This window comes from Streptomyces sp. TN58 (genome assembly GCF_001941845.1).
Classification (GTDB): domain Bacteria; phylum Actinomycetota; class Actinomycetes; order Streptomycetales; family Streptomycetaceae; genus Streptomyces.
On the sequence record NZ_CP018870.1, the window covers coordinates 6,944,738 to 6,968,802 of the forward strand.

19 protein-coding genes are annotated in these 24,065 nt (G+C 72.3%); 7 read left to right on the forward strand and 12 right to left on the reverse strand.

Features of this window, described 5'->3' with window-relative positions; genetic code table 11:
- Positions 1-56 precede the first annotated feature (56 nt).
- Together BSL84_RS31415 and BSL84_RS31420 are read left to right on the forward strand one after the other, a co-directional pair.
- The gene (locus BSL84_RS31415; RefSeq protein WP_045323402.1) at positions 57-998 is read left to right on the forward strand and encodes an NAD-dependent epimerase/dehydratase family protein; all 942 of its coding nucleotides are present in this window, start codon (positions 57-59) and stop codon (positions 996-998) included.
- Complete coding sequence (locus tag BSL84_RS31420; protein ID WP_075972336.1) at positions 995-4,384, forward strand: aminotransferase class I/II-fold pyridoxal phosphate-dependent enzyme; 3,390 nt, start codon at positions 995-997, stop codon at positions 4,382-4,384. The genes BSL84_RS31415 and BSL84_RS31420 overlap by 4 nt, the downstream gene beginning before the upstream one ends.
- A gap of 11 nt (positions 4,385-4,395) precedes the next feature.
- On the opposite strand, the gene BSL84_RS31425 is transcribed toward BSL84_RS31420, so the two are convergent.
- From BSL84_RS31425 to BSL84_RS31460, 8 genes are all read right to left on the reverse strand, one after another.
- A complete protein-coding gene (locus BSL84_RS31425) occupies positions 4,396-4,974 on the reverse strand; it encodes a toxin (protein WP_030030636.1) in 579 nt (192 codons plus the stop codon).
- On the reverse strand, positions 4,971-5,423 hold the full coding sequence (locus BSL84_RS31430; protein WP_030030635.1) for a helix-turn-helix domain-containing protein: 453 nt from the start codon (positions 5,421-5,423) through the stop codon (positions 4,971-4,973). The genes BSL84_RS31425 and BSL84_RS31430 overlap by 4 nt, the downstream gene beginning before the upstream one ends.
- Positions 5,424-5,724: 301 nt before the next feature.
- A complete protein-coding gene (locus BSL84_RS31435; RefSeq protein WP_030030634.1) occupies positions 5,725-6,888 on the reverse strand; it encodes an MAB_1171c family putative transporter in 1,164 nt (387 codons plus the stop codon).
- Between the two features lies 1 nt (position 6,889).
- Entirely contained in the window at positions 6,890-7,615 is a 726-nt protein-coding gene (locus BSL84_RS31440; protein ID WP_045323403.1) for a TetR/AcrR family transcriptional regulator, read from the reverse strand.
- Between the two features lie 142 nt (positions 7,616-7,757).
- Positions 7,758-10,310 (reverse strand): discoidin domain-containing protein, encoded by a 2,553-nt coding sequence (locus BSL84_RS31445; protein WP_234308528.1) that lies wholly within the window; start codon positions 10,308-10,310, stop codon positions 7,758-7,760.
- Between the two features lie 132 nt (positions 10,311-10,442).
- Positions 10,443-12,827: an ATP-binding cassette domain-containing protein gene (locus BSL84_RS31450; RefSeq protein WP_075971737.1), complete on the reverse strand. Its 2,385-nt coding sequence runs from the start codon at positions 12,825-12,827 to the stop codon at positions 10,443-10,445.
- 117 nt (positions 12,828-12,944) lie between these two features.
- Entirely contained in the window at positions 12,945-13,358 is a 414-nt protein-coding gene (locus tag BSL84_RS31455) for a VOC family protein (RefSeq protein ID WP_030027260.1), read from the reverse strand.
- Between the two features lie 10 nt (positions 13,359-13,368).
- The gene (locus tag BSL84_RS31460) at positions 13,369-13,821 is read right to left on the reverse strand and encodes a helix-turn-helix domain-containing protein (RefSeq protein WP_030027261.1); all 453 of its coding nucleotides are present in this window, start codon (positions 13,819-13,821) and stop codon (positions 13,369-13,371) included.
- A gap of 246 nt (positions 13,822-14,067) precedes the next feature.
- On the opposite strand from BSL84_RS31460, the gene BSL84_RS31465 reads away from it, so the two are divergent.
- The 3 genes from BSL84_RS31465 to BSL84_RS31475 are packed head-to-tail and all read left to right on the forward strand — an operon-like array spanning position 14,068 to position 18,590.
- Positions 14,068-14,889 carry an FAD binding domain-containing protein gene (locus BSL84_RS31465; RefSeq protein WP_075971738.1) on the forward strand — a complete coding sequence of 274 codons (822 nt, stop codon included), beginning with the start codon at positions 14,068-14,070 and terminating at the stop codon, positions 14,887-14,889.
- A 1-nt stretch (position 14,890) separates the two neighbouring features.
- Positions 14,891-17,614 carry a molybdopterin-dependent oxidoreductase gene (locus tag BSL84_RS31470; protein WP_075971739.1) on the forward strand — a complete coding sequence of 908 codons (2,724 nt, stop codon included), beginning with the start codon at positions 14,891-14,893 and terminating at the stop codon, positions 17,612-17,614.
- Positions 17,615-17,618: 4 nt separating this feature from the next.
- Positions 17,619-18,590, forward strand: a complete 972-nt coding sequence (locus BSL84_RS31475) for an antibiotic biosynthesis monooxygenase (protein ID WP_075971740.1) — start codon at positions 17,619-17,621, stop codon at positions 18,588-18,590.
- A gap of 60 nt (positions 18,591-18,650) precedes the next feature.
- Here BSL84_RS31475 and BSL84_RS31480 read toward each other — a convergent pair whose 3' ends face one another.
- The 3 genes from BSL84_RS31480 to BSL84_RS31490 form a co-directional block, all read right to left on the reverse strand.
- Positions 18,651-19,745 carry a carboxylate-amine ligase gene (locus BSL84_RS31480; RefSeq protein ID WP_075971741.1) on the reverse strand — a complete coding sequence of 365 codons (1,095 nt, stop codon included), beginning with the start codon at positions 19,743-19,745 and terminating at the stop codon, positions 18,651-18,653.
- 260 nt (positions 19,746-20,005) lie between these two features.
- A complete protein-coding gene (locus BSL84_RS31485) occupies positions 20,006-20,269 on the reverse strand; it encodes a hypothetical protein (protein WP_045321908.1) in 264 nt (87 codons plus the stop codon).
- Between the two features lie 34 nt (positions 20,270-20,303).
- Positions 20,304-20,627: a hypothetical protein gene (locus BSL84_RS31490; protein WP_030820365.1), complete on the reverse strand. Its 324-nt coding sequence runs from the start codon at positions 20,625-20,627 to the stop codon at positions 20,304-20,306.
- Positions 20,628-20,831: 204 nt separating this feature from the next.
- Here BSL84_RS31490 and BSL84_RS31495 point away from each other — a divergent pair, with 204 nt between their 5' ends.
- Entirely contained in the window at positions 20,832-21,074 is a 243-nt protein-coding gene (locus tag BSL84_RS31495; protein WP_045321909.1) for a DUF6213 family protein, read from the forward strand.
- Between the two features lie 13 nt (positions 21,075-21,087).
- Here the strand turns inward: BSL84_RS31495 and BSL84_RS37245 are convergent, their stop codons facing one another.
- Positions 21,088-21,600 carry a DUF5133 domain-containing protein gene (locus tag BSL84_RS37245; protein ID WP_234363575.1) on the reverse strand — a complete coding sequence of 171 codons (513 nt, stop codon included), beginning with the start codon at positions 21,598-21,600 and terminating at the stop codon, positions 21,088-21,090.
- A 283-nt stretch (positions 21,601-21,883) separates the two neighbouring features.
- On the opposite strand from BSL84_RS37245, the gene BSL84_RS31505 reads away from it, so the two are divergent.
- Positions 21,884-24,061, forward strand: coding sequence for a CHAT domain-containing protein (locus BSL84_RS31505; RefSeq protein WP_045321910.1), 2,178 nt, complete (start codon positions 21,884-21,886; stop codon positions 24,059-24,061).
- The last annotated feature ends 4 nt before the right edge of the window (positions 24,062-24,065 follow it).

Below are 24,065 nucleotides of genomic sequence, written 5' to 3' on the forward strand. Positions count from 1 at the left end.
TCCTGTACTGGCCACGCTCGTAAAAAACCGATCAGATCTCGCGCTAATGTGCGCCCGTGAGTCTTCATGTCGTCATGGGTTACGGGCCCGCGGGCGCTGCCACCGCCCGTCTGCTGGCCGAGCAAGGACATTCCGTACGCGTCGTCACCAGGTCGGGCAGAGACCCGGAACCGGGGATCGAGCACGTCGCGCTCGACGCGGCCGACCGGGAGCGGCTGACCGCCGTGGCGCGTGGTGCGGCGGCGATCCACCACTGCGCCGCGCCGCCCTACCACCGCTGGGTGCGCGAATGGCCACCGCTCGTCGCCGCCGCCTGCGCCGCGGCCGAGGACACCGGGGCCGTACTGGTCATGCTGGGCAACCTCTACGGCTACGGGCCGGTGGACGGGCCCATGACCGAGGGGCTGCCCCTCGCGGCGACCGGCCCCAAGGGGCGGGTACGCGCCGCCGGGTGGGAGCAGGCGCGGGCACTGCACGAGCAGGGCCGCATCAGGGCGGTCGAGGTACGGGCCGGCGACTTCTTCGGCCCCGGCGTCACCGACGGCGGGCACCTCGCCCGACGGGTCGTGCCGGCGCTGCTGCGCGGCAAGCCGGTCTCCGCGCTGGGGGATCCCGACGCCCCGCACAGCTGGACCTACCTCCCCGACGTGGCAGCGGCGATGGCCGAGGCCGCCGGCGAGGAGCGGGCCTGGGGCCGTCCCTGGCACATCCCGACCGAACCCCCGCGCTCCGTACGGGAGATGGCCGAACTGATCGCCGCCGCTGCGGGAACCGGTCCCGCGGTGGTGCGCAGCATTCCTCCGGCGGTACTGGGCCTCGCGGGGCTGTTCTCCCCGCTGATGCGCGAACTCAAGGAGATCCGCTACCAGTTCGACCGCCCCTTCGTCGTCGATTCGAGCGCCTACGAAGCCGCCTTCGCGGTGCGTGCCACTCCCCTCGACGAACAGGTCAAGGCCACCCTCGACTGGTGGCGCGCACTCCCGGACTCCGCCCGATGACCGCCGTGACGGGGACGCCCCCGCCGGCGGGGCGCGAGGCGATAGCGGTCGTGGGCATGGCCTGCCGGTTCCCGGGAGCCCGAAATCCGAACGACTACTGGCGGCTCCTGACGGCCCCGCGGGCACAGTTCTCCGCCATCCCGGACTCCCGCTGGCGCGGCGCCGCCTTCCTCAGCGACGACTTCCGCGACGCGTCGTCCACCTACACCGACACCATGGCGCTGCTGCCGGACGTGGCCGGCTTCGACGCCGCGCACTACGGGATACCCCCGCGCCGGGCCACCGCGATGGACCCCCAGCACCGGCTGCTCATCGACCTCGCCCGCGAGGCGATCCAGGACGCGGGGTGGGAGGCCGACGGCTTCGACCGTGAGGAGACCTCGGTGGTCACGGCCCTCACCGAGAGCGGCTACCGAAACCTCAGCACCATGCAGATACGCATGCGCCAGCTGGCCGGCGGCGAGTTCGGAGCCCCCGCGGCGGACCCGGAATGGCAGGAGACCGTACGCGCGGTCCCCGGCCTGCACGGCACGTCCGTCGCCGGCCTGCTCCTCAACATGGGCCCCAACACGATCAGTTCGGTTTTCGACCTGCACGGCGAGAGCTACGCCCTGGACTCCGCGTGCTCCGGTGGGCTCATGGCCGTCGCCAACGCGGTGCACGCACTGCGTGCGGGCCGCTCCCGCATCGCGATCGCCGGTGGCGCCCAGCTGATCCTCACCCCGGACCTGCTGGTGGGGCTGTGCCGGATAGGCGCCATCTCCCGCAGCGGCAGATGCCTGCCCTTCGGCGCCGAGGCCGACGGCTTCGTGCTCGGGGAGGGCGCCGGCGTCCTGGTGCTGAGGCCGCTCGCCGACGCCCGGGCCGCCGGGGACCGCGTCTACGCGGTGATCCGCGGCGTGGGCACGGCCAACGACGGGACCGTACAGGGCGGACTGCACCCCCAGGCGGGCGGACAGCTCAGGGCCCTGCGGCGGGCCTACCGCGACGCCGATCTGCCCCCGGGTGCGGTGGGCTACCTGGAGGCGCACGGCACCGGGACCACCGTCGGCGACCCCGTCGAGCTCGCGGTCCTGGGCGAACTGCGCGGTGCGGACGCCGCCCCGGCCCACCTCGGCGCGGTCAAGGCCGTCGTCGGGCACTCGCTCAACTCCGCGGGCATGGCCGGACTCATCAAGACGGTCCTGGCCGTGCAGCGTGGGGTGATCCCGCCGCAGCCGGAGTTCGGCCTCGCCGACACCGCCGCCCTCGACGCCGCGCGGCTGACCGTCCCCACGGCGCCGGTCCCGTGGTCCGGGAACGGCCTGCCCCGCCGAGCCGGGGTGAGCGCCTTCGGCTTCGGCGGTACCGGCGTGCACATGGTCGTGGAGGAGTGCCCGGAGCCGCCCGCGCCGCCGGCACCGGCCGAGGGACCGTACGAACTGGTCCTGACCGCCCGGGACCGGCCCGGGCTGGCCCGGTACGCGCGAGACGTGGCACGGACCCTCACCGAGGACCGGCCGCCGCTGGCCCGGGTGGCGGACACCCTGGCCCGCCGCGCGCCCCTGGCGGAGCGCCTGGCCCTGGTGGCGCGGGACACCGCCGACGCGGCGGCCCGGCTGGGCGCGGCGGCCTCGGAGCTGGAGACCGGGCGCTCCGGCGCCGGGGAGCCCGTGCCGCCGACGGCCGAACCCCGCTCCGCGGGCCGTACGCCGCCGTGCACCCTGCCCCCGAGCCCGCTCGCCCCGCGCCGCCACTGGGTCGTGGACGACGCGGCACGCGAGGCCCCCGACCCCGCCGTGCGCCCAGTGGCGGTGCGTGCGCCGGCCGGGCACGCTGCTCCCGCCCCTGCCCCTGCTGTATCCGCTGCCCCCGCCGCATCCGCTGTTTCCGTCGCTTCGGGCGAGGACGCCGCGTCCCTCGTGCTGGCGGAGGTGTCGCGCACCGGGGTGTTCCCGCTCTCGGACCTCGGCGAGGACATGAAGCTCGTGGCCGGCCTCGGCTTCGACTCCCTCATGCTCCAGGAGCTGGCGGTCAACATCGGCAAGCACGCGCCCGGCTTCCCCTCCGAGGAGCTGTTCACGCCCGGACTCACCGTCGGCGGGCTGATCGCACTGCTCGATCCGGACCGTGCCGGGCCGGCCGCCTCCGGCCGGCCGCCGTCCGACGCTGCGCCGCCGGCGGCCGAGTGGCGTGCCGACGCCGCGAGCGTCGACGACTTCCCGGAGGTGGCCCTCTTTGAGCAGCGTCTGGACGCGGTCAAGGCCAGTGGCGCGGCCTTCCCGTACTTCCGTGTCCACGAGGGCACCATCCGCGACACCACCGTGATCGGCGACCGCTCGTACCTCTCCTTCGGCAGCTACAACTACCTGGGGATCTCCGGCCATCCGGCCGTCAACGAAGCCGTCCACCGGGCGGTGGAGCGGTACGGGACCTCGGTCTCCGCGAGCCGCGCCCTCTCGGGCGAGCGGGAGCTCACGGTCCGGCTGGAACGCGCCCTTGCCGGCTTCCTCGGCGTGGGGGACTGCCTCACGCTCGTCAGCGGCCACGCCACCAACGTCACCGCGATCGGGCACCTCGTCGGCGCCGGGGACCTGATCCTGCACGACGCGCTGGCCCACGACAGCATCCTCCAGGGCTGTGCCCTGTCGGGGGCGGCGAGACGCCCGTTCGCCCACAACGACGCCGACAGCCTGGAACACCTGCTGCGGCTCAACCGGTCCCGCTTCCGGCGGGTGCTGATCGTCGTCGAGGGCGCCTACAGCATGGACGGCGACCTGGCCGACCTGCCCGCCTTCATCAAGCTGAAGAGGCGGTACGGAGCCCTGCTGATGGTCGACGAGGCGCACAGCATCGGCACCGTCGGCGAACAGGGCCGCGGAATCGGTGAGTTCTACGGCGTCGACCGGTCCGACGTGGACCTGTGGATGGGCACCCTGTCCAAGTCCTTCGCCAGCTGCGGGGGTTACCTCGGCGGCTCGGCCCGCATGGTGCGCTGGCTGCGGCACACCCTCCCGGGCTTCGTCTACAGCGTGGGGCTCACCCCGGCCAACGCGGCCGCCGCCCTGGCCGCCACGGAGCTGATCACCGCGGAACCGCACCGGGTGAGCACGCTCAGACGCAACTCCGCACTGTTCCTCGGTCTGGCCGCGGCGGCCGGCCTGGCGACCGGCGCCAGTTCGGACACTCCGATCGTGCCGGTCGTCCTCGGCGATTCGGCGCGCACCCTGCATGTCGCCGACCGGCTCTTCGCCCGCGGGGTGATCGCCGATCCGATCTTCCACCCCGCCGTCGAGGAGGGTTTGTCGAGACTGCGGTTCTTCCTCACGTGTGAGCACCGCGAGGACGACATCCGCCGGGCGGTCGCCGCCGTGGCCGAGGAGGTGGACGCTTCCGCGGGAACCTGAATCGGCCATGGTCAGAACAGCGTTCGTTCGATCCGGCTGAGCATGGCGCTGGTGCCGGGGTCGCCGGCCGGTCCCGCCTCCGCGGAGGGGGCGGCGCCGTCCCGGCCCTCCGCGCCGCCCATCCGCTGCGAGAGCAGGTAGGCGATGATCTCCGCCTCCTGCTCCTGCACGTCGTCGTAGGCCGCCCGCAGGAGCATGTCGCGGACGAGTTCGGGGTCGAGGTTGGGGAAGAGCAGGCGGGCGGCCGTCTCGTCCAGCCCGCCGGCGCCGCGATGGCAGCAGATGATGTGGCCCAGCTCGTGCAAGATGATGTGCTCCTGATGCGCGCTGGTGGTGTTGGCGTCGTAGAAGATGAGGTCCTCGTCGCGGGCGGCTACCCACATGCCGCACGGGTGCGACGAGGGCATCTGCATCGGGACCAGGATGATCGGGCGGCCCCGCGCCTCGCCGAGGTGCCGGCACAGCTCGGCCACGTCGGTCGACTCCGGCAGGTCGAGCTCGGCGATCCGCTCCGCGCCGGCCTTCCGCAGCTTCTTGAGCCGGCTGCGGCGGTCCTGGTCCGCCGACCGCTCCTTCCGGGCGCTCCTCATTCCGGGCTGGAGGGGTCGTCGACGGGCGGGAGGCCCTGCAGCTGCCGGTACTGGTCCATGATGGCCGTGATGGCCTGGAGGTTCTCCTTCTTCATCCCGGCCGCCCGCATCGCCACGGCGCGGACCCCGGACTGGCGCAGCGCCTCGATGGCGGCGATCTCGCTGAGGACCGACTGGGCCACCTTGTCGTCGAAGAAGTAGGCCACCGAGACGCCGAAGAAGCGGGCCAGGGCGGCGAGGAGGTCGGGGGACGGATTCGAGCGCTTCCCCGTCCGCAGCTGCGACAGGTACACGCCCCCCACCTTGAGTTCGGGGTTGGCCCGCTTCAGTTCCTCCGCCACCTCGGCGTTGGTCCAGTGCTTGCCCTTGGGGCGGACCGTCTTGAACAGGTCGTCGAGACGCACTGCGAGCAGGGGCCGGTCATCGCCCCCGGTCTCGGTCTCCGTCATGGTGAACCTTCCTCCCGTCACCTCCTCGGCATAGCCCTTGGCTATGCGTCACTTTCCCAGAATAGCGGTCAGTTGACAATCGGGCTGGACTCCGCCAACGTTGGGTCTCGCCGATAGCTGTCAGCTAACGCGACTCACGGGGGAAACGGGGTCGGGTTTGCTGCGGAAATCGGACTGGCCCGGCCCTCGGGGGATGGGCCGGGCCAGTCCGGGCGGAAGCCACCCGTCCGGCCCGATGAAACACGGGGGAACGGGAGAAGCCCGCCCGGTTTGACGGGGGATGCAAACCGGGCGGGAGCTCTCAACTCGCCTTGCTGAGCTTACTGTAGGCGGCGGCAACCTGGGTGAGCCAGGCGACTTCCGCCACGAAGTTGTCGGTGTCGCGGTCGTCGAAGTCGCCCGCGTCCTTGCTGTGGTCGGGCACGATCCCCGTCCGCTTCGCCTCCAGGGCCTGCCTGATCTGCGCCGCTTCGGCGAAGGCCTGACGCAGCTCAGCGCCCGCCTCCCCGCCCGACATCCCGCCCGCGGCGCCGGCGGCGCTGGTCTCACGGTCGATGTAGGGCCTCAAGTCCCGCCAGCCGTCCCGGATTTCCACCACGCGGCGGTGCAGCCGGTAGTTCAGGTCGGATACCGAGGGTCCCGGGGGCTCCAGCGCGATGTCCGGCGAGGCCTCGTACAGGTCCCGCCACAGCGGGTGCAGCGCCCGGTAGGACCGGTAGCTGCGGGCCCACTCCGCCAGCCGTGAAACGGGCGGCCCCCACAGGGAGTTGATCAGGCTCAGGGAGAGGATCACGATGCCCGAGGCGCTGAAGACGTTGGAGGCGAGCTTCCACGCGCCGATGTCCACCCCGGCCGCCAGGGTCAGGATGTTCACCGTACGGGCCGTGCAGTAGAGGAACAGCACCACGGCGGCGACCGAGAGCATCCGCAGGGCCTGCCGCAGCGAGGCGTTGTCCGTCATCCGGGCGTACGGGCCGCACTGGCGGTAGATCGTCACGCACGGCACCGCCTGGGACACGATGAAGACCAGGAGGTAGGTCAGCAGCAGCGGCCTGTTGGTGCCGTCGAAGTCCGAGGCCGGTCGGCCGGGGCCGTCCGCGAGGAAGAACAGCACCGTCAGCAGCACGTCCAGGGCGATGCCGGTGATCAGCCAGTACCGGGTGCCGCGAGCCGCCGCCTCGTCCGTCGCCGCCCAGCGCAGCAGGATGATCTGCGCCGCGACGCAGAAGGCGACGGCGGCCAGGTGCATGATGAGGATGGCCAGGTTGCCCACGCCCAGGATGCTCCCGCCGCCCATGGCGACGGCGCCCATGGTGAAGGTGAGGCACTGGAGCAGCAGGGTGGCGATCAGCGCGCGGTAGGCGCTGTCGCGCCAGCTGCGGCGGACCTGGGAGAGGCGGTAGAAGAGCGCGGCGTAGGAGGAGAGCGCCGCTGTCGCGAAGCAGAGGGTTCGGATCGCGTTCACGTCAGCGGTCGCCCTCGCCCAGTGGGACCACGAGGCCGACGGTCTCGGCCGTCACGGCGACGGCCTGGTCGAAGTAGGCGGCCTCGTCGCGGACGCTGTCGTGCGTCCGGCTGAAGACCTGGAAGACCAACAGGCCGATCAGGCTGCTCCACAGGGCGATGCCGCGCTCGACGATGTCCGAGAACGGAGCCGGGGGCGCGCCTCCGAAGAGGGCCAGGGCCTCCGGCCGGAGCAGCGACGGGCCCGGCAGCGTCCGCCGGGGCGGGGTCAGTTCCCCGCCTTCCAGCGCCGAGCGGAGGATGCCGGCGAGCACTGCGGGAGTGCGCGAGGCGGGCGGGACGGTGTCCTGCGGGGCGTGGTAGCCGGGTACGGGCGAGCCGTAGATCAGCGTGAACTCGGCGGGGTGGGCGAACGACCACCCCCGCAGGGCGCGGGCCACCGCGAGGAGGCGGGCGCCCGCCGGCGCACCGGCGTCCGCGGCGGCCCGGTCGGCCTGCTCCATCGCGGCCCCGGACGCGTCGTAGGCGTCGACGACCAGCGCCGTCAGCAGGTCGTCCCGGTGCGGGAAGAGGGCTTCCACAGCACTGACGTCCAGACCGCCGCCGCGGGCCACGGCGTCCAAGGACAGTCCTGACGCCCCGTGTTGCGCCAGTTGTCGGCGGGCGGCGTCCTTCACCACCGCCGTCAGGGCCAGGTCGTCACTCGATTGCGTTGCGGAAACGTTCATGCGCGAACGGTACCCGCGGACGGCCGGACGGGGGGACCGGGTGGCCCGAACGCCCGTGCCACCCGCCGGGATCCGGCCACAGCCGGCAGGACGGGGGTCGGGGGAGACCGGTCCCCGGGCCCGGGGACCGGTCCTCCTCCGTTCAGGAGACGGTGACGAACTGCCCGACGCTCGGCACCCCTTGGGCGTCGAGGGCGAAGAGCATGTACGTACCCGGCAGCACCACACCGGTGTCCGAGGGGATCGACACCGTGTACGCGCCCGCCCCCGCAGGAGCGGACACGAGCGGGACCCGCCGCTGGTCGTTGTCGGTGGAGTGGGTCGCGGCCGCGGCCCGCATCAGGACGAACGACGTCACGGCCGAGTCCGTGGACACCGTCAGCGACGTGCCCGGAGCCGTCCTCGGGGGCACGCCCCCGGTGATGGCCGGCCTCGGCTTCTCCGTACCGTCCGCGTTGAGCAGGTACGGCGGAGTGAAGACCGCCCCGTCCGGATGGTTGGTTGCGCACTCGCCGCACAGGCCGCCGCCACCGGAGAAGACCCGTCCGTCCGGCAGCAGGTTGGCCACGCTGTGGTAGTTGCGCGGCACGGCCATGGTGGCGAGCGGGGTGAACTTCCCGGTGGCGGGGTCCCACAGCTCCGGCGTCAGGACCGAGGTGGCGTCGCTGAACGGCACCGGATAGGCCTGACCGCCGAAGACGGCCACCTTGCCGTCCGGCAGGACGACGCTGTTGCTGAACGCGCGGGCGTACCCCATGTCCCCCGTCCGGGCCGCCTGGACCTGGCTGCCCGAGATGCCCACGGTATAGGCGCGCTGCGTGGCGGGGGAGTCCTGGTAGGCCGGCGAGCCGCCCAGCGTGACCAGCTTGCCGATGTCGTACGGGACGGCGTTGCCGGTCATCGCGTCCTGGCTGTCGGCCCGGTTGCCGGCCGGTGTGACGGCGCCCTGCCCGCTGGTCGAGATCCAGTTCATCTGCCTGCTCGGACCCAGCTGGAGGACCTTGCCGCCCGAAGTGGCGTGCAGCCACATGTGGTTGTCCGCGCGGTACGGGCCCGCCGGATCCGCGGTCAGCGCCGCGGACGCGGGAACGCCGGGGAGCCGCCGCCAGGTACGGGTGTCCGGCGACCAGACCTCGCCGGCCTTGTCGGTGCTCGCGTTCCCGCTCCAGGAGCCGCCGAGGACGAAGGCCTCACCTGTGGAGAGCAGCGTCATGGCCTGGTAGCCGCGGGCGATGTCCATGCTGGTGGTCGCCGACCAGGAGTCGGTGGCCGGGTCGTAGATGCTGGCCTTCTCCGCGTTGCTGCCGCCGGTGACCAGTACCCGGCCGTCGGCCAGCATGGCTATGCCGGGGCAGAACATGTCGTGGCCGGTGTTGTCGATGCGGCGCTGGGTGACCTTGCCCGTCTTCAGGTCCAGGATCGCGGTCTGGGTGTAGCCGTTGCTGCCGCCGAAGCGGTCGACCGCGTACGCCGACCACGCGAGCAGCTTGTCACCGGGCAGGGCGGCGGTGGCCACGGGCACCAGCGGGAAGCCGATGACCCGGCCCCAGGAACCGTGCACGGCGGGGCTGGCCGGCCCGCTCAGGCGAATCTCGCCCGCCGAGGTCCACGGGCCGCGGCCGCCGGCCTCGGTGGTCACGGTGAGGCGTACGTACCGGGCGTGTGCGGCGCGGGTGAAGGTGGCGGTCTTGGCGGTGTCGTCGTCCCGCCAGGCGCCGGAGGCCACCGCGGCGCCGAAGGAGATGCCGTCGGTGCTGGTCGCCACGGTGTACGCGCCCGCGCGGCCGTTGGGGCCGTTGCCGCGGGGATGGTAGACGAGCGCGGAGACGACCGCGGTGCGGTGCATGTCGATGGTGATGCTGTGCGGCAGGGGAGCGGCCGGGGCGGTCCATCTGCTGTGCCAGATGGTGTTGGCGTCGCCGTCGAGGACGTTCGCGGCGCGGCCGTTCTCGCCGGTGGTCTCCTCGTCGCTCGCTGTCGCCGTCCAGCCGGTGCGGGGCAGGTCGACGGTGGCGGCGGGGGTGCCGGGGTCGCCGAGCAGGTCGATCTCGGCGGCGGAGGTCCAGGGGCCGCGGTTGCCGGCCTCGCTCTGGGCCGTCAGCCGGACGAACCGTGCGCCCGTCGGGGCGAATCCGAGGGTCTTGGCGGTGGCGTCGTCCGCGAGGGTGCCGGTGGCGAGGGCGCTGCCCCAGGTCCGGCCGTCCGCGCTGACGCTGATCGCGTACTCGCCGACGCGCCCGTTGGGGCCGTTGGTGCGCGGGCGGTAGACGAGTGCGGAGACGACCGCGGTGCGGTGCATGTCGATGGTGATGCTGTGCGGCAGCGGTGCGGTCGGGGCGGTCCATTTGCTGTGCCAGATGGTGTTGGCGTCGCCGTCGAGGACGTTCGCGGCGCGGCCGTTCTCGCCGGTGGTCTCCTCGTCGCTCGCCGTCGCCGTCCACCCGGCCCGGTCGAGCACGGGAGCCGCGGGCTCCATGGCGTTCGCCGGCGCGACACCGTGGTGCGGTGACTGCACCGCCGCCTGCTGATCGGTGGGCACGGGCGCGGCCCGCGGCCCCGGGGCCCGGCCGGCCGCGGAACTCGTGACCGCGAGCCACGGTGTCAGGCCTATCAGCAGGGCGCCGAGGCCGAAGGCTATGAGCAGATGGGAGCGGCGTAACAGACGAGAGAGCGCGAGAGAGCGCCTGGACTGCAATCTGACCTCCTGGGGCGAACCGGTGAGCCCCGTAGAAGATAGTCAGACCAAGCGCAACTCGTGCGGAAATATGGAGAGTTGGCGGGAAACCGCGACGGCCCGTACAGCGCGCCGCGGATCCCGCCGTCCGGGTCAGGCGCCGACGTAGGCCGCGAGGTGCTCCCCGGTGAGGGTCGACCGGTCGGCGACGAGGTCGGCGGGCGTGCCCTCGAAGACGATCCGGCCGCCGTCGTGGCCGGCGCCGGGGCCGAGGTCGACGATCCAGTCGGCGTGCGCCATGACCGCCTGGTGGTGCTCGATGACGATGACCGACTTGCCCGAGTCGACGAGCCGGTCCAGCAGGCCGAGCAACTGCTCGACGTCGGCGAGGTGCAGGCCGGTGGTCGGCTCGTCCAGGACGTACACCCCGCCCTTGTCGGACATGTGCGTGGCCAGCTTCAACCGCTGCCGCTCGCCGCCGGACAGGGTGGTGAGCGGCTGGCCGAGGCTGACGTAGCCCAGACCGACGTCGGCGAGCCGGTCCAGGATGCGGTGCGCGGCCGGTGTCGCGGCCTCACCGGACCCGAAGAACGCGAGCGCCTCGGTCACCGGCATCGCGAGCACCTCGCTGATGTCGCGGCCCCCCAGGTGGAAGTCCAGCACCGACGCCTGGAACCGCTTGCCCTCGCAGTCCTCGCAGGTGGTCGCCACCCCGGCCATCATCGCCAGGTCCGTGTAGACGACTCCCGCGCCGTTGCAGGTAGGGCAGGCGCCCTCGGAGTTGGCGCTGAACAGCGCCGGCTTCACCCCGTGGGCCTTGGCGAAGGCCTTGCGGATCGGGTCGAGCAGACCGGTGTACGTCGCCGGGTTGCTGCGCCGGGACCCGCGGATGGCGCCCTGGTCGATCGACACGACGCCCTCGCCCGCCGGGACCGAACCGTGGATCAGCGAACTCTTGCCGGAGCCCGCGACCCCGGTGACGACGGCGAGCACACCCAGCGGGATGTCCACGTCGACGTCCCGCAGGTTGTGCTTCGACGCTCCCCGGATAGCCAGGACACCGGTCGGCGTGCGCACCGTCTCCTTCAGCGCCGCCCGGTCGTCGAAGTGCCGGCCGGTGACGGTGCCGGCCTTGCGCAGCCCGTCGACGGTGCCCTCGAAGCAGACGGTGCCGCCCGCCGTCCCGGCGCCGGGACCGAGGTCGACGACGTGGTCGGCGATCGCGATCGTCTCCGGCTTGTGCTCCACGACGAGCACCGTGTTGCCCTTGTCCCGCAAGCGCAGCAGCAGGCCGTTCATGCGCTGGATGTCGTGCGGGTGCAGCCCGGTGGTGGGCTCGTCGAAGACGTACGTGGTGTCGGTGAGGGAGGATCCGAGGTGGCGGATCATCTTCACGCGCTGCGCCTCGCCGCCGGAGAGGGTGCCCGCCGGACGGTCCAGGGAGAGATAGCCGAGCCCGATCTCGACGAACGAGTCGAGGGTGTGGTGCAGCGAGGCGAGCAGCGGCGCCACCGACGGCTCGTCGAGCGAGTCGACCCACTCGGCCAGGTCGCTGATCTGCATCGCGCACGCGTCCGCGATGCCGACCCCCTGGATCTTCGAGGACCGGGCCGCCTCGGTGAGCCGGGTGCCGTCGCAGTCCGGGCAGGTCGTGAAGGTCACCGCCCGGTCCACGAACTCCCGGATGTGCGGCTGCATCGACTCGCGGTCCTTGGCGAGCATCGACTTCTGGATCCGCGGGATGAGCCCCTCGTAGGTCATGTTGATGCCCGCGATCTTCATCCGGACCGGCTCGCGGTGGAGGAAGTCGTACAGCTCCCTCTTGGTGTACTTGCGGATCGGCTTGTCGGCGTCGTAGAGGCCGGACTCGCTGTAGAGCCGGTAGCTCCAGCCGCCCGGCTTGTAGCCGGGGACGGTCAGGGCGCCGTCGTTCAGCGACTTGGAGTCGTCGTAGAGCTGGGTGAGGTCGAGATCGGTGACCGAGCCCCGGCCCTCGCAGCGCGGGCACATGCCGCCGGTGATGCTGAAGGAGCGGCGTTCCTTCACGGTCTGGCCGCCGCGCTCCACGGTGACCGCGCCCGCGCCGCTGATCGAGGCGACGTTGAAGGAGAACGCCTTGGGCGAGCCGATGTAGGGCTTGCCGAGCCGGCTGAAGAGGATGCGCAGCATCGCGTTGGCGTCGGTGGCGGTGCCGACCGTGGAACGGGGGTCGCCGCCCATCCGCTGCTGGTCGACGATGATCGCGGTGGTCAGGCCGTCGAGGACGTCGACCTCGGGCCGGGCCAGGGTCGGCATGAAGCCCTGCACGAACGCGCTGTACGTCTCGTTGATGAGCCGCTGCGACTCGGCGGCGATCGTGTCGAAGACCAGCGAGCTCTTGCCCGAGCCCGAGACGCCGGTGAAAACCGTCAGCCGGCGCTTGGGGATCTCGATGCTCACGTCCTTGAGGTTGTTCACGCGGGCGCCGTGCACGCGGATCAGGTCGTGGCTGTCGGCGGCGTGCCGGCCGGCGGGCTGCGTGTTCTTCCTCGTGGCCATGCTTGACGTCTCTCCATCCGGGAACGGGCTCAGGCTTGCGGGGGCGACCGGGCCGCGGTCGCGCTCCCGCCGGGTGGCGGGACCGAGACCGCGGCCGTCTCGTGCGGGTGGCGGTTCCTACTGCTTGCGGGGCTGGTTGAAACGGAGCATGTTGCCCGCCGGGTCGCGGAAGGCGCAGTCGCGCACACCGTACGGCTGGTCGATCGGCTCCTGCATGACCTCCCCGCCGGCCGCCCGGATGCGTTCGAAGGTGGCGTCGACGTCGTCGGTGGAGAAGATGACGCCGCGCAGCATGCCCTTGGCCAGCAGTTCCGCCATCGCCTGCCGGTCCGCGGCGGGGGCGCCGGGGTCGGCGAGCGGCGGTTCGAGGACGATCTCGACGTCCTGCGAGGGTGAGCCCACGGTCACCCAGCGCATCCCTTCGAACCCGACGTCGTTGCGCACCTCCAGGCCCAGGACGTCGCGGTAGAAGGCGATCGCCTTGTCGTGGTCGTCGACTGCGATGAAGCACTGCGAGAGGTTGATGTTCATGGCTCCGACGCTACGAGGCGCCCGCCGATTCCGCTTCTCCATTCCTGATCGGTTCACGGCGGACCGGTTCACCACCCCTGACCGGCCGTGTCAGGTACTTCGCGACGCACGCCGGGACGGCCTCGCCCGCCTCGTGCCCGCGGGCCCGGTAGGCGCTGGGGCTCTCGCCGACCAGCTCGGTGAAGCGTGAGCTGAACGACCCCAGTGACGTGCTCCCGACCGCGAAGCAGACATCCGTCACGCTCATGTCGCCCCGCCGCAGCAGCGCCTTCGCACGCTCGACACGCCGCGTCATCAGATAGCTGTACGGGGTCTCCCCGAAGGCGGCGCGGAAGCTGCGGGAGAAGTGCCCGGGGGACATCAGGGCGACCTTCGCCAGTGCCGGAACGTCCAAGGGCTGCGCGTAGTCGCGGTCGATCACGTCCCGGGCACGGCGCAGCCTCACCAGGTCTTCCAGGGTCATACGCACCAGCATCGCACGGCGCGGACCGCTCGCCTCGGCGTCCGCCGGATCCGGCGATATTCTTGATCCCTGAGATGAATTCCGGGTCTGCGAGCTCTCCCCGAGCCTTCCCGAGGGGTGTGGCGGTTCGACGCCGCGGCCGGGGGGCCTCGCCACCGCCCCGAACGGCAGTGGCACCCTGCGCCGGCCGGCCCCGTTCGGCGGGCGGTCCGCGCACGGTCGTCGTCGTGAGGGAGACCGGTCGACATGGATCTCAACACCGTCACCGAAGTCGTCCGGCGCCCGGGCGACCCGCCGGGCGCGGACTGGCGCGAGGGCGACGCCTGGCTCGCCGGCGGGACGTGGCTGTTCTCCACGGAGCAGCCCGGCCTGCGCCGCCTGCTCGACCTGACGGCGCTGCACTGGGACGCCCTGGTCCCCGACGACACCGGCCTCGACATCGGTGCCACCTGCACCGTCCGCGACCTGTACGCCTTCGCGCCACCGCACCGCTGGAAGGCGGGCCCACTCCTCGCGGCGAGCTGCGAGGCCTTCCTGTCCTCCTTCAAGGTGTGGAACTCCGCCACCGTCGGCGGCAACATCTGCATGTCCCTGCCCGCCGGACCGATGATCACCCTGACGGTCGCGCTCGAAGCCGGCTACGAGCTGTGGCCCCCCGACGGACCGGCCCGCCACGTCGACGCGCTCGACTTCGTCACCGGCGACCACCGCAACGTCCTCGCGCCCGGTGAGATCCTGCGCCGCGTCCGCATCCCGGAGCGAGCGCTGCGCAAGCACACCGCGCACCGCCGGTTCACCCTCACCCACCTCGGCCGCTCCACCGTGTTCCTCATCGGCACCCGGACACCGGGAACGGACGATCTGCTGCTCACGATCACTGCGGGCACCACCCGGCCCGTGCGCCTCGCCTTCGACGCCATGCCGGACGCCCGCTCCCTCCGGCAGAGCATCGACGCGATCCCCGCCCACCTCTGGTTCGCCGATCCCAACGGCACCCCCGAGCACCGTCACCACCTGACCACGTACTTCGCCGAAGAGATCCGCGGCGAACTCACCGCCGGGGTCTGACATGACGTACACCGTGAACGGCAAGAACTTCGACGAGACACCGGCCCCCGGCCAGTGCCTGCGCACCTTCCTGCGCGCCCTCGGCCACTTCGGTGTCAAGAAGGGCTGCGACGCGGGCGACTGCGGCGCCTGCACGGTCTGGGTGGACGGCGATCCGGTGCACAGCTGCATCACCCCGGCCTTCCGGGCGGAGGGCCGTGAGGTCACGACCATCGAGGGCCTCGGCTCACCCGGCGGTCTGCACCCGGTCCAGCGGCGGTTCCGCGACGCCCCCGGCTTCCAGTGCGGCTTCTGCACCGCCGGGATGATCATGACGTCGGCGACCTTCACCGAGGCCCAGAAGGCCGACCTGCCCCGCGCGCTCAAGGGCAACCTCTGCCGCTGCACCGGCTACCGCGGCATCGAGGACGCGGTCAGGGGCGTCGCCGGGATCGAGGAGGCCGCCCCGGGCCGGGCCGTAGGCACCAGCGTCGGCGCACCCGCGGCCGACGACGTGGTCACCGGCCGCGCCGAGTTCACGATGGACACCCACGTGGAGGGCATGCTGCACCTGAAGGTGCTGCACTCGCCGCACGCCCACGCCCGCATCCTCTCCGTCGACAAGAGCGCCGCGCTCGCCGTCCCCGGCGTACACCGCGTCTACACCTGGGAGGACGTGCCGCGCAGGCCCTACACCACCGCCATCCACACCGACCACCTCGTCGACCCGGACGACACCTTCATCCTCGACGACACCGTCCGCTTCGTCGGCCAGCGCGTCGCCGCCGTCCTCGCCGACACCGTCGCGGCCGCCGAGGAAGGCTGCCGGAAGGTCGTCGTCGAGTACGAGCCGCTGCCGGCGGTCTTCGACCCCGAGGCGGCCATGGCCGACGGAGCGCCGCAACTTCACGGCTCCCACGACCCGTTCGTCCGCGACCCCGTCCACAACATCCTGCTGGAGCTCCATTCCGACATCGGCGACGTCGACGCCGGGTTCGCCCAGGCCGACGTGGTCCACGAAGGCACGTACTCCTCGCCGCGCGTCCAGCACGCGCACCTCGAAACCCACGGCTCCATCGCCTGGATGGAGGACGGCCGGCTGAACGTCCGCACCAGCTCCCAGTCGCCGTCCATCGCGAAGGTCAAGCTCTCCTACCTCTTCGCCCTGCGCCCCGACCAGCTCCGCGTGTTCTGCATGCGCGTGGGCGGCGGCTTCGGCGGCAAGCAGGAGGTCATCTCGGAGGACCTCGCCGCACTCGCCGCCCTGGACACCGGGCGGCCCGTCTGCTTCGAGTTCACCCGCGAGGAGGAGTTCACCACGGCCTCGCCCCGGCACCCGATGTCGCTGACGGTCAAGATCGGTGCGACATCGGACGGAACGCTCACCGCCCTCCAGGTCCGCAACGTGTCGAACACGGGCGCCTACGGCAACCACGGCGGCGAGACCCTGTACGCGGGCGGCGCCGCCGTCATGATCTACCGCTGCCCCAACAAGCGGTACGACGCGTACTCCGTCTACACCAACACCGTTCCGAGCGGAGCCCTGCGCGGCTACGGCATGACCCAGCCGGCCTTCGCCGTGGAGTCGGCGATGGACGAGCTCGCACGCGCCCTGCACATCGACCCGCTCGACCTGCGCCGGCGCAACATCGTGCTGCCGGGTGACCCGCTCCTCGCCATGCACGACGGCCCCGACGACGTGATGTTCACCGAGAACGGGCTCGGCACGTGCATCGACCTCGTGGACGCCGCCCTGGCCGGTACGGCCGACGAGCCACCCCCCGGACCCGGCTGGCTCGTCGGCGTCGGCGTCGGCGTCGCCAGCTCCCTGCACGAGACCGCGCCCCCCACCGAGCACGTCTGCGAGGCCTGGGTCACCCTCGGCAACGACCTCATCTACGAAGTCGCCGTCGGCACAGCAGAGTTCGGCGAGGGGACCTCGACGGCGCACGTCCAGATCGCCGCCACCCAACTGGGCACCACCCCTTCCCGCATCCGCCTGGTGCAGTCGGACACCGACCGCACGGGATTCGACACCGGTGCCTTCGCCAGCGCAGGGCTCTTCGTCGCGGGCAACGCGGTCCTGCGGGCGGCGGGCGCCGTGCGCGACCGGATCCTGGAGTTCGCCGCCGCGCAGACCGGCGTGCACGTCGTGATGTGCTCGATGGCCGACGAGGGCGTCGTATGCGGGGACCAGCGCCTGTCCCTGGCCGAACTGGTGGCCCTCGCCCGTGCGCGCGGCATCCGCTTCACGGCCGCCAGGAAGGCCTACGGCTCGCCCCGGAGCGTCACCTCCAACACGCACGGGTTCCGCATCGCCGTGCACCGGGTGACCGGCGAGATCCGCATCCTGCAGAGCGTCCACGCTGCCGACGCGGGCGTCGTCGTCAACCCGGCGCAGGTCCGCGGACAGGTCGAGGGCGGCGTAGCCCAGGGCATCGGCTTCGCCCTGACCGAGAACCACCTCGTCGACGCCGGCGGCACCATGGTCAACCCGAACCTGCGCAACTACCGCATCCCCACCTACGCCGACGTGCCGCGCACGGAGGTGCTGCTGGTGGACTCCTCCGACTCCGTCGGCCCCATGCGGGCCAAGGGGATGGCGGAATGCTGCATCAACCCGGTGGCCCCGGCCCTGGCCAACGCCCTGCACGACGCCACCGGCGTCCGCTTCCGCGCGCTGCCGCTCACCCCGGAGAGGATCTACAGCCGCCTGGGCGAACAGCAGCCCGTACAGAGGGCCTGAGCTGATGGCCACCGAGAAGCCCGAGTCCGGCGTCGCGACCGTCATCATCGGCCACAAGGTGTTCCCGGGGCTGGAGCGGGAGTACGAGGTGTGGCAGGAGGGGGTCAACGCGGCGGCCGCCGGCTACCCGGGGCACCTGGGCGCCGAGATCTCCCCGCCGACGGCCCTGCAGCCCGACTGGGTCGTCGTCTACCGGTTCGACTCGGTCGCGCACCTCCAGGCCTGGCTCAACAGCGCGACCAGGCAGAACCTCCTCGACCTCGCCGGGGACTACTTCGACGGCCCGGCGACCCAGCAGTACGTCAGCGGAGGCACCCAGCCCGCCGACCCGCTCGTGACCGTCGTGGTCACCCACCGCGTCCAGCCCGGAAGCGTCGACGACTTCCTCGACTGGCAGCGCCGTATGAGCCTTGAGGAAAGCAGGTTCGAGGGCTTCCGGGGCACCGAGGTATTCCGCCCCATCGAGGGCCTCCAGGACGAATGGACCACCCTCTACCGCTCCGACAACGCCGCCCACCTCGACGCCTGGCTCACCTCGGACCGGCGGCGGGAGGTGCTGGCCGAGGGCGAGAAGTTCAGCGACTTCAAGCTGCGCACCATCGACAACTCCTTCGGCAGCTGGTTCGCCTTCGAGGAGAACGGCAGGGAACTCCCGCCGCCCTCGGAGACCAAGACCGCCGTCGCCGTCTGGGTGGGCCTGTACCCGACGGTCGTGCTCCTCACGCTCGCCCTCCACCCGCTGGGCATGCCCCTGTGGCTCGGGCTCCTCGTCGGAAACCTCCTGTCGAGCTTCATCATGAGCTTCGTGACGATGCCCTACTACGTGAACAAGCTGCTCCGGAGATGGCTGTGGCCCGACCCGGACGAGCCATCGGGCCGGACCAACATGACCGGCCTCGGCATCGTCGCCGCGGTGACGGTCCTCTGGGCTGCCTTCTTCTACGTGATCACGACCCGGATCTGGACGCTCCCCTGACGTTTTCCTCAACCTTTGGCTTTCCCGGCCTTCCCGGCCTTCCGTGTCCAGGCCGGACGCTCAGCCCGACGGGGAGTCGCCGACGATCAGGCTCCTGAGGGCCGGCATGCCGCCCTCCCGCAAAGCACGGCGCTGCCGGTCGGCCGGCGTCCCCTCCTGGAGGAGCCGGTGGACCAGGGACGACACCTCCCGTTCGTCGCCCGACTCGGCCAGCGCCGGAGCGACATGATCGAGCAGGGAGTACAGCACGTCACCACTGCTGCGGCAGCGCCCGTCGGGGTCGACCAGCGTGGAGTTCAGGCCGTGCCGTGCCGCGTGCCAGTTCGCGGCCTGCAGCAGCTCCGGCCGGCACCACACGGGAGCGGCCCCGGCCTTCTCCTCGGCCAGGGCCACCGCGACCAGCGCGCGCACCAGGCCCGCCAGCATCACCGCGTCGTCGGCCCGCAACTGCACGTCCAGGCACCGCACCTCGACGGTGGGGAAGCGGTCGGAGAGGCGCGCCTGCCAGTACAGCTGGCCCCGGTCGGCGATCACCTCGGACGCTACCAGCGCGTCGATCCGCTTCTCGTAGTCGTCGAACCCGTCGAAGTACGGCGGCGGGCCGCTCACCGGCCAGCGGCCGAAGACGATCGTGCGCCAGCTCGCGAAGCCGGTGTCCTTGCCGTCCCACAGCGGCGAGTTCGCCGACATGGCCAGCAGTGTCGGGAGCCAGACCCGGATGCGGTTCAGCACCGCGACGCCGGTCGCCGGATCGGGCACTCCCACATGGACGTGCATGCCGTTGATCAGCTGCTCGTCCACCAGCTGCCGGGCCTGGCCCTCCATCCTGAGGTAGCGCGGCTTGCGGGTGACCGGCACCGCCGAGGTGTCCCTGAGCGGCGCGGCCGCGGCCATGGCGACCCGGCAGCCGTGCTCCTCCGCGGCCGACGCGACCGCGTGCCGCAGCCGCAGCAGGTGGCCGCCCACCTCCTCCAGCTCCGTGCAGACCGGGGTGGCGACCTCGACCTGCGCCTGGAGCAGCTCGTCCTGGACCTCGTCGTCCTCCGCCAGCGGGCCGAGCCCCGCCGCCCTGCGCACGTACTCGGCCCCGGGGACCGGCAGCACCGTCACCGGATCCACCAGGAGGTATTCCTCTTCGACGCCGAATGTGATCACGCCCTGCGGTTACCCCGGGAGCGGTCTGATCATCCGGCGAATGCGCCGACCGGCCTACGGGCCGTCCGGCGGTCACGCGAGTGCGGTGGCCGGGAAGGTTCGCCGGGTCGCGGTGTCCGGTGCGGTGCGTCGCGACGCGGAGGACCACGGCTCGTACCAGACGTACGTGCGGGGTCCGACAACGCCGCGAGGTGCCGTACCGGGCGCCGTCGCCCCGGTGGACTACCCGGCCGCAGCACTAGTAGGTGCCCGCCGGGCGCTCAGCGGTCGTCGTCCTGCGCCCGCCTGCCGCCCGGGGGGTGCGGGCGGACCTGTTCCTCCCGGCCGGTGCCCGTCTGCTGTCGCTTCGCGGCGTGGGCGCCCGCCCCGCTGTCGCCCCCACCGTCGCCCCCGCCCTCCGTACCGCGCAGGACGGCCTCCTCGGCCTCCCGGCGGGCCTCCCGGTCACCGCTCTCGCCGGGGGCCTGCGACGGGGTGGTCCGCCGTCCGTGGCTCTGCCCGTGGCTCTGTCCGTGTCGTGTCATCGGGTCCTCCTCGATCGTCGCGGGCGGGCCGGGCTCAGTAGCCCAGCTCCCGCTTGAGCTCGGCCTTGTCCATGGACGACCGGCCATGGAGGTTCTTGCGCCGGGCCTCCTCGTAGAGCTGGTCGTAGGTCGGGCCCTGGGCGCCCTTGTGGGAGTGCAGCCCGCCGCGCCTGGCGGACGACATGTCCTCCAGCGACGTCCTGCTCGCCGTCTCGGACTCGCCTGCCCGGGCCCGTTCCTTGTTCACGGTCCGCGCGGCGATCTCCTTCGCCCGCTCCGGGCTCTCGCCGCGCTCCTCGGCGCTCTCCTTGATGTGCTCGTACTGGCGTTCCCGCTTGGGGCTGGAACCGCGAGGCATGGTGGACTCCCTGGCTGGTGTGCGGACACTTCGGTACGTCCGGCGCCTACCCCTGGCGGGCCGCCGCACACGGCGCGCCCCGGCCGGGCGGTCGGGCGGTCGGGTGGTCGGGTGGTTGGGGGATCGGGGGATCGGGGACGGGTGGATTGGTCCGCCGCCGACCGGGTAGCCGCCGCGGACAAGGGTTCTCCGGGAGGGCTTGCCATGATCCACGTGTCGATACCGCTGATCCCCGCCACGGACGGGGTACTGCTGATCCCCGCCGACCACGTGACCACCCTGCTGCGCCGCCTTGCGGCGGACTGGGTGGAGTCGGCCGAATCCGGCGAGCTGCGGGGCGACCGGCAGACCGCCGGCGACCTCTCCGGAGTGCTGACGGAGCTCGCCGACCAGATCGACGTCGAGTGCATCGGGTTCGCCTCCGCACTCGACGACGACAACGCCTGAGGAATCCCGCCGGTCAGTCCGGTCCCGCCAGGTGCAGTTCGGCCGCCAGGACGGCCTCGTGGACGGCCGACCGGCCCATCAGCACGCACAACGTGTAGGCGGCGTCGTCCATGGCGCTCCGGGCCGCCCTGTCGCCGGGGGCCGCCGCGAGCCGCTCCCGGGCCACCCGGAAGCGGGCCAGGGCCTCCCGGGTCCGGGCCCGGCTGGGCAGCAGCCCCACGCCCCGGACACCCCGGCCGGCCTCCGCGCCGGGCGGAGGACGCAGCAGGGCCTCCACGGCCCGGCGCAGCGCCCGTTCCCAGAGGGTGGGCACCGGTACCCCGTACGCGCCCGCGACCATCGCGGCCGCGAACTCCGCCGGCGGGACCAGGACCCGCTCGGCGGCGGCCGCCAGTAGGAGCCGCGCCTCGCGCGTCCCGCAGGGCGCGAGGGCCATCACCATGCCCGTCGCCCACTCCACCGCCTGCTCGGCCCGCAGGACCGGTACATGCCCTACAGAGGACTGATGAATGCTTTGAGACGTCACCGATCATCCTTTCAACCGAAGGCTGTGCGCGCGGTGGGAGGAAGTATGGAAGGTATGCCCGCAGCGGTTGCCTTCCCACACCCGAAGAACCCACCCTTGCCGCCGCGTTGCCGGTACGGCCCACCGCTTCAGCGCGCGGTGAGGTTGAACGTCGAACATTCGCCCCGCACTTCGGCAGGGCCGCGCGTGGAATCGGTGGGATAATCCTGTGTGGGGAGACCGGCGGGGAACACCGGCGGGGCACACCGGATCGTGAAGCTCGGGCGGTTCGAAGGAGGACGCGATGAGCACCCCCGACGCTCGCATCGCCGACCTGCTGGAGAACGCCCCTACGGCCGCCAACCCGGCCGCCCGGCCGCCACCCCCACCGCCCGGCCAGGAGCCGCGCACCGACGGCCCGACCCTGCGCGTCACGGTGCTCTGGGGCGACCTCTCGGAAGTCGCCGCCGACCTGCACGTCACGGGGCACTACCAGTCGGTCGTGCCCGCCGACGCGGAACTCGCCCTCGACCGCGCCATATCCGCCGGGCCCCGCGGGCTCATCACGGCCCACACCAAGCTCGGCTGGATCGACGCCCAGCTGGGGGAGGTCACCTACTTTCCCTGCGCGGACGGCACCGTGCGGTCCGCCGCCGTCGTCGGCATGGGCCCCATGGGAACCCTCACGGAACGCCGCGCCGGCCAGCTCTACGCCTCACTGCTCGGCGAGGCGGTCGCGCTCGGCCACGTCGCGACCATGGCCACCGTGCTCATCGGATCGGGCACCGGCAACCTCAGCGTCAGACAGGCTGTTCGCGCCCTCGTACGAGGGTTCTCCCAGGTCCTCACCGCCCTCCCGGCGTCCCCGGCACCCCGCCTCACGCAGGTGCTCCTCGTCGAGGTCGACCGACTGCGCGCCGAACAGCTCCACCTCGCGCTGACCGAGGCCACCGCCCACCTGCCCCAGCTGACGACCACCCCGGAGGTGCGCGAGGGCGGCGGTGGCCGGCTGTCCAGGCCCTCCGCCGCCGTGTACGCCCTGGCAGCGCTCACCGGGCTCGGCGGACCGGACGACGAGAGCGCCCTGCGCGCCGTACTGAAGGACTTCGACGACGGCATCCAGGCGCAGATCCGCGAGCAACTCACCGACCTGGCAACGGTGAGGCACACCGACCTCTCCCTCACGGTCGGCCGGTCCGCCGAGGCACCGGACGGCTCCGTACCCGTCCGGATGTCCGTCCAGTCGGGCGTCGGCGGGCTGCGCTGGGCGGCGCTGACCGGGCGGGCGACCATACCCGAACGGCTCGTCCCCGTGGAGATGGGCCTGCTGCGCGAGCTCGTGGACCGGCTGACGGAGCCGAGCGTCGAGGACGCACGCGAACTGCCCGGCCTGCTCTCCCGGTTCGTGGTCCCCTCGGAGTTCCAGCGGCTCCTCACCGACGACGCGACGGTGCTGCTCGAACTCGACCGGGACACCGCCTCCGTACCGTGGGAGTTCCTGACCGAGATCCGGCAGGCGGGCGCCGAGAGGCGGGACCCGCTGGCGATCCGCACCCAGCTCTCCCGGCAACTGCGCACGCCCTACTCGCGCGTGATGACCGAGGCGCTGTCGGACGGGCCGCTGCGCGCCCTGGTGATCGGCGACCCGGGGGACCCCGAGAAGGGCTTCAGGCTGCCCGGCGCCCGCGAGGAAGCCCTCGGGGTGGCCGCCCAGCTCCGGGAACTGGGCGTGGACGTGACCCTGTTCATCGGTGCGACCAATGCCTCCCGCGAGCAGGGGGTCGATCTCGCACGGCGCCTCGACGTCCTGCGGGTCCTGCTCTGCGGCGGCAACCACATCGTCCACTACTGCGGCCACGGCGACTTCGACTTCTCCGGTACGGGGCGCCGCGCCGGATGGGTCTTCGCGGACGGCCTGCTCACGTCCCAGGAACTGGCCATGCTGGAACAGCCGCCCCTCATCGTCATGGCCAACGCCTGCTATACGGCCCGCCTCGCCGGCCCGACCGGCCCCGGTACGGGTACCGGGACCGGCGTCGGAGCCGGGGCCGGCGGCGGGGCGGCGGGCGCGGGTACCGGCGCCCAGCCCGTACCGTCCGCGGCAGCCGCCGCGGACCGGACGCCGTGGGGGAACCCGCAGGCCGCCCTGGTGCCGAGCCTCGCCGACGAGTTCCTGCGCGCGGGTGTCGGGCACTACATCGGGGCGGCCTGGCGCATCCCCGACGACCAGGCGGTCACATTCGCCAGGCAGTTCTACAAGAACCTCTTCGCCGAGGGCACCGGCGACGGCGCGCCGACCGTGGGCGCCGCGGTCCGGGCGGCACGCAAGGCCATCCACCAGCCGGACGACGCGAGCGGACAAGTCCCGGGCACCGTGGCGAACGGACAGCGCCAGAGCGCCTGGGCCGCCTACCAGCACTACGGGGACGCGGCCGAACCGTTCACCCTGCCCGGCACATCCGACCGGCCAGGGGGGCAGTGAGGAG

What these genes read in the sequence shown, in the direction of transcription:
- BSL84_RS31470 (WP_075971739.1), top strand. Translation starts at nt 14,891, where the DNA reads ATGACGTACACCGTGAACGGCAAGAACTTCGACGAGACACCGGCCCCC.
- BSL84_RS31475 (WP_075971740.1), top strand. Translation starts at nt 17,619, where the DNA reads ATGGCCACCGAGAAGCCCGAGTCCGGCGTCGCGACCGTCATCATCGGC.
- BSL84_RS31485 (WP_045321908.1), bottom strand. Translation starts at nt 20,269, where the DNA reads ATGACACGACACGGACAGAGCCACGGGCAGAGCCACGGACGGCGGACC.
- BSL84_RS31505 (WP_045321910.1), top strand. Translation starts at nt 21,884, where the DNA reads ATGAGCACCCCCGACGCTCGCATCGCCGACCTGCTGGAGAACGCCCCT.
- BSL84_RS31495 (WP_045321909.1), top strand. Translation starts at nt 20,832, where the DNA reads ATGATCCACGTGTCGATACCGCTGATCCCCGCCACGGACGGGGTACTG.
- BSL84_RS31465 (WP_075971738.1), top strand. Translation starts at nt 14,068, where the DNA reads ATGGATCTCAACACCGTCACCGAAGTCGTCCGGCGCCCGGGCGACCCG.
- BSL84_RS31455 (WP_030027260.1), bottom strand. Translation starts at nt 13,358, where the DNA reads ATGAACATCAACCTCTCGCAGTGCTTCATCGCAGTCGACGACCACGAC.
- BSL84_RS31460 (WP_030027261.1), bottom strand. Translation starts at nt 13,821, where the DNA reads ATGACCCTGGAAGACCTGGTGAGGCTGCGCCGTGCCCGGGACGTGATC.
- BSL84_RS31450 (WP_075971737.1), bottom strand. Translation starts at nt 12,827, where the DNA reads ATGGCCACGAGGAAGAACACGCAGCCCGCCGGCCGGCACGCCGCCGAC.
- BSL84_RS31490 (WP_030820365.1), bottom strand. Translation starts at nt 20,627, where the DNA reads ATGCCTCGCGGTTCCAGCCCCAAGCGGGAACGCCAGTACGAGCACATC.
- BSL84_RS31430 (WP_030030635.1), bottom strand. Translation starts at nt 5,423, where the DNA reads ATGACGGAGACCGAGACCGGGGGCGATGACCGGCCCCTGCTCGCAGTG.
- BSL84_RS31420 (WP_075972336.1), top strand. Translation starts at nt 995, where the DNA reads ATGACCGCCGTGACGGGGACGCCCCCGCCGGCGGGGCGCGAGGCGATA.
- BSL84_RS31440 (WP_045323403.1), bottom strand. Translation starts at nt 7,615, where the DNA reads ATGAACGTTTCCGCAACGCAATCGAGTGACGACCTGGCCCTGACGGCG.
- BSL84_RS31425 (WP_030030636.1), bottom strand. Translation starts at nt 4,974, where the DNA reads ATGAGGAGCGCCCGGAAGGAGCGGTCGGCGGACCAGGACCGCCGCAGC.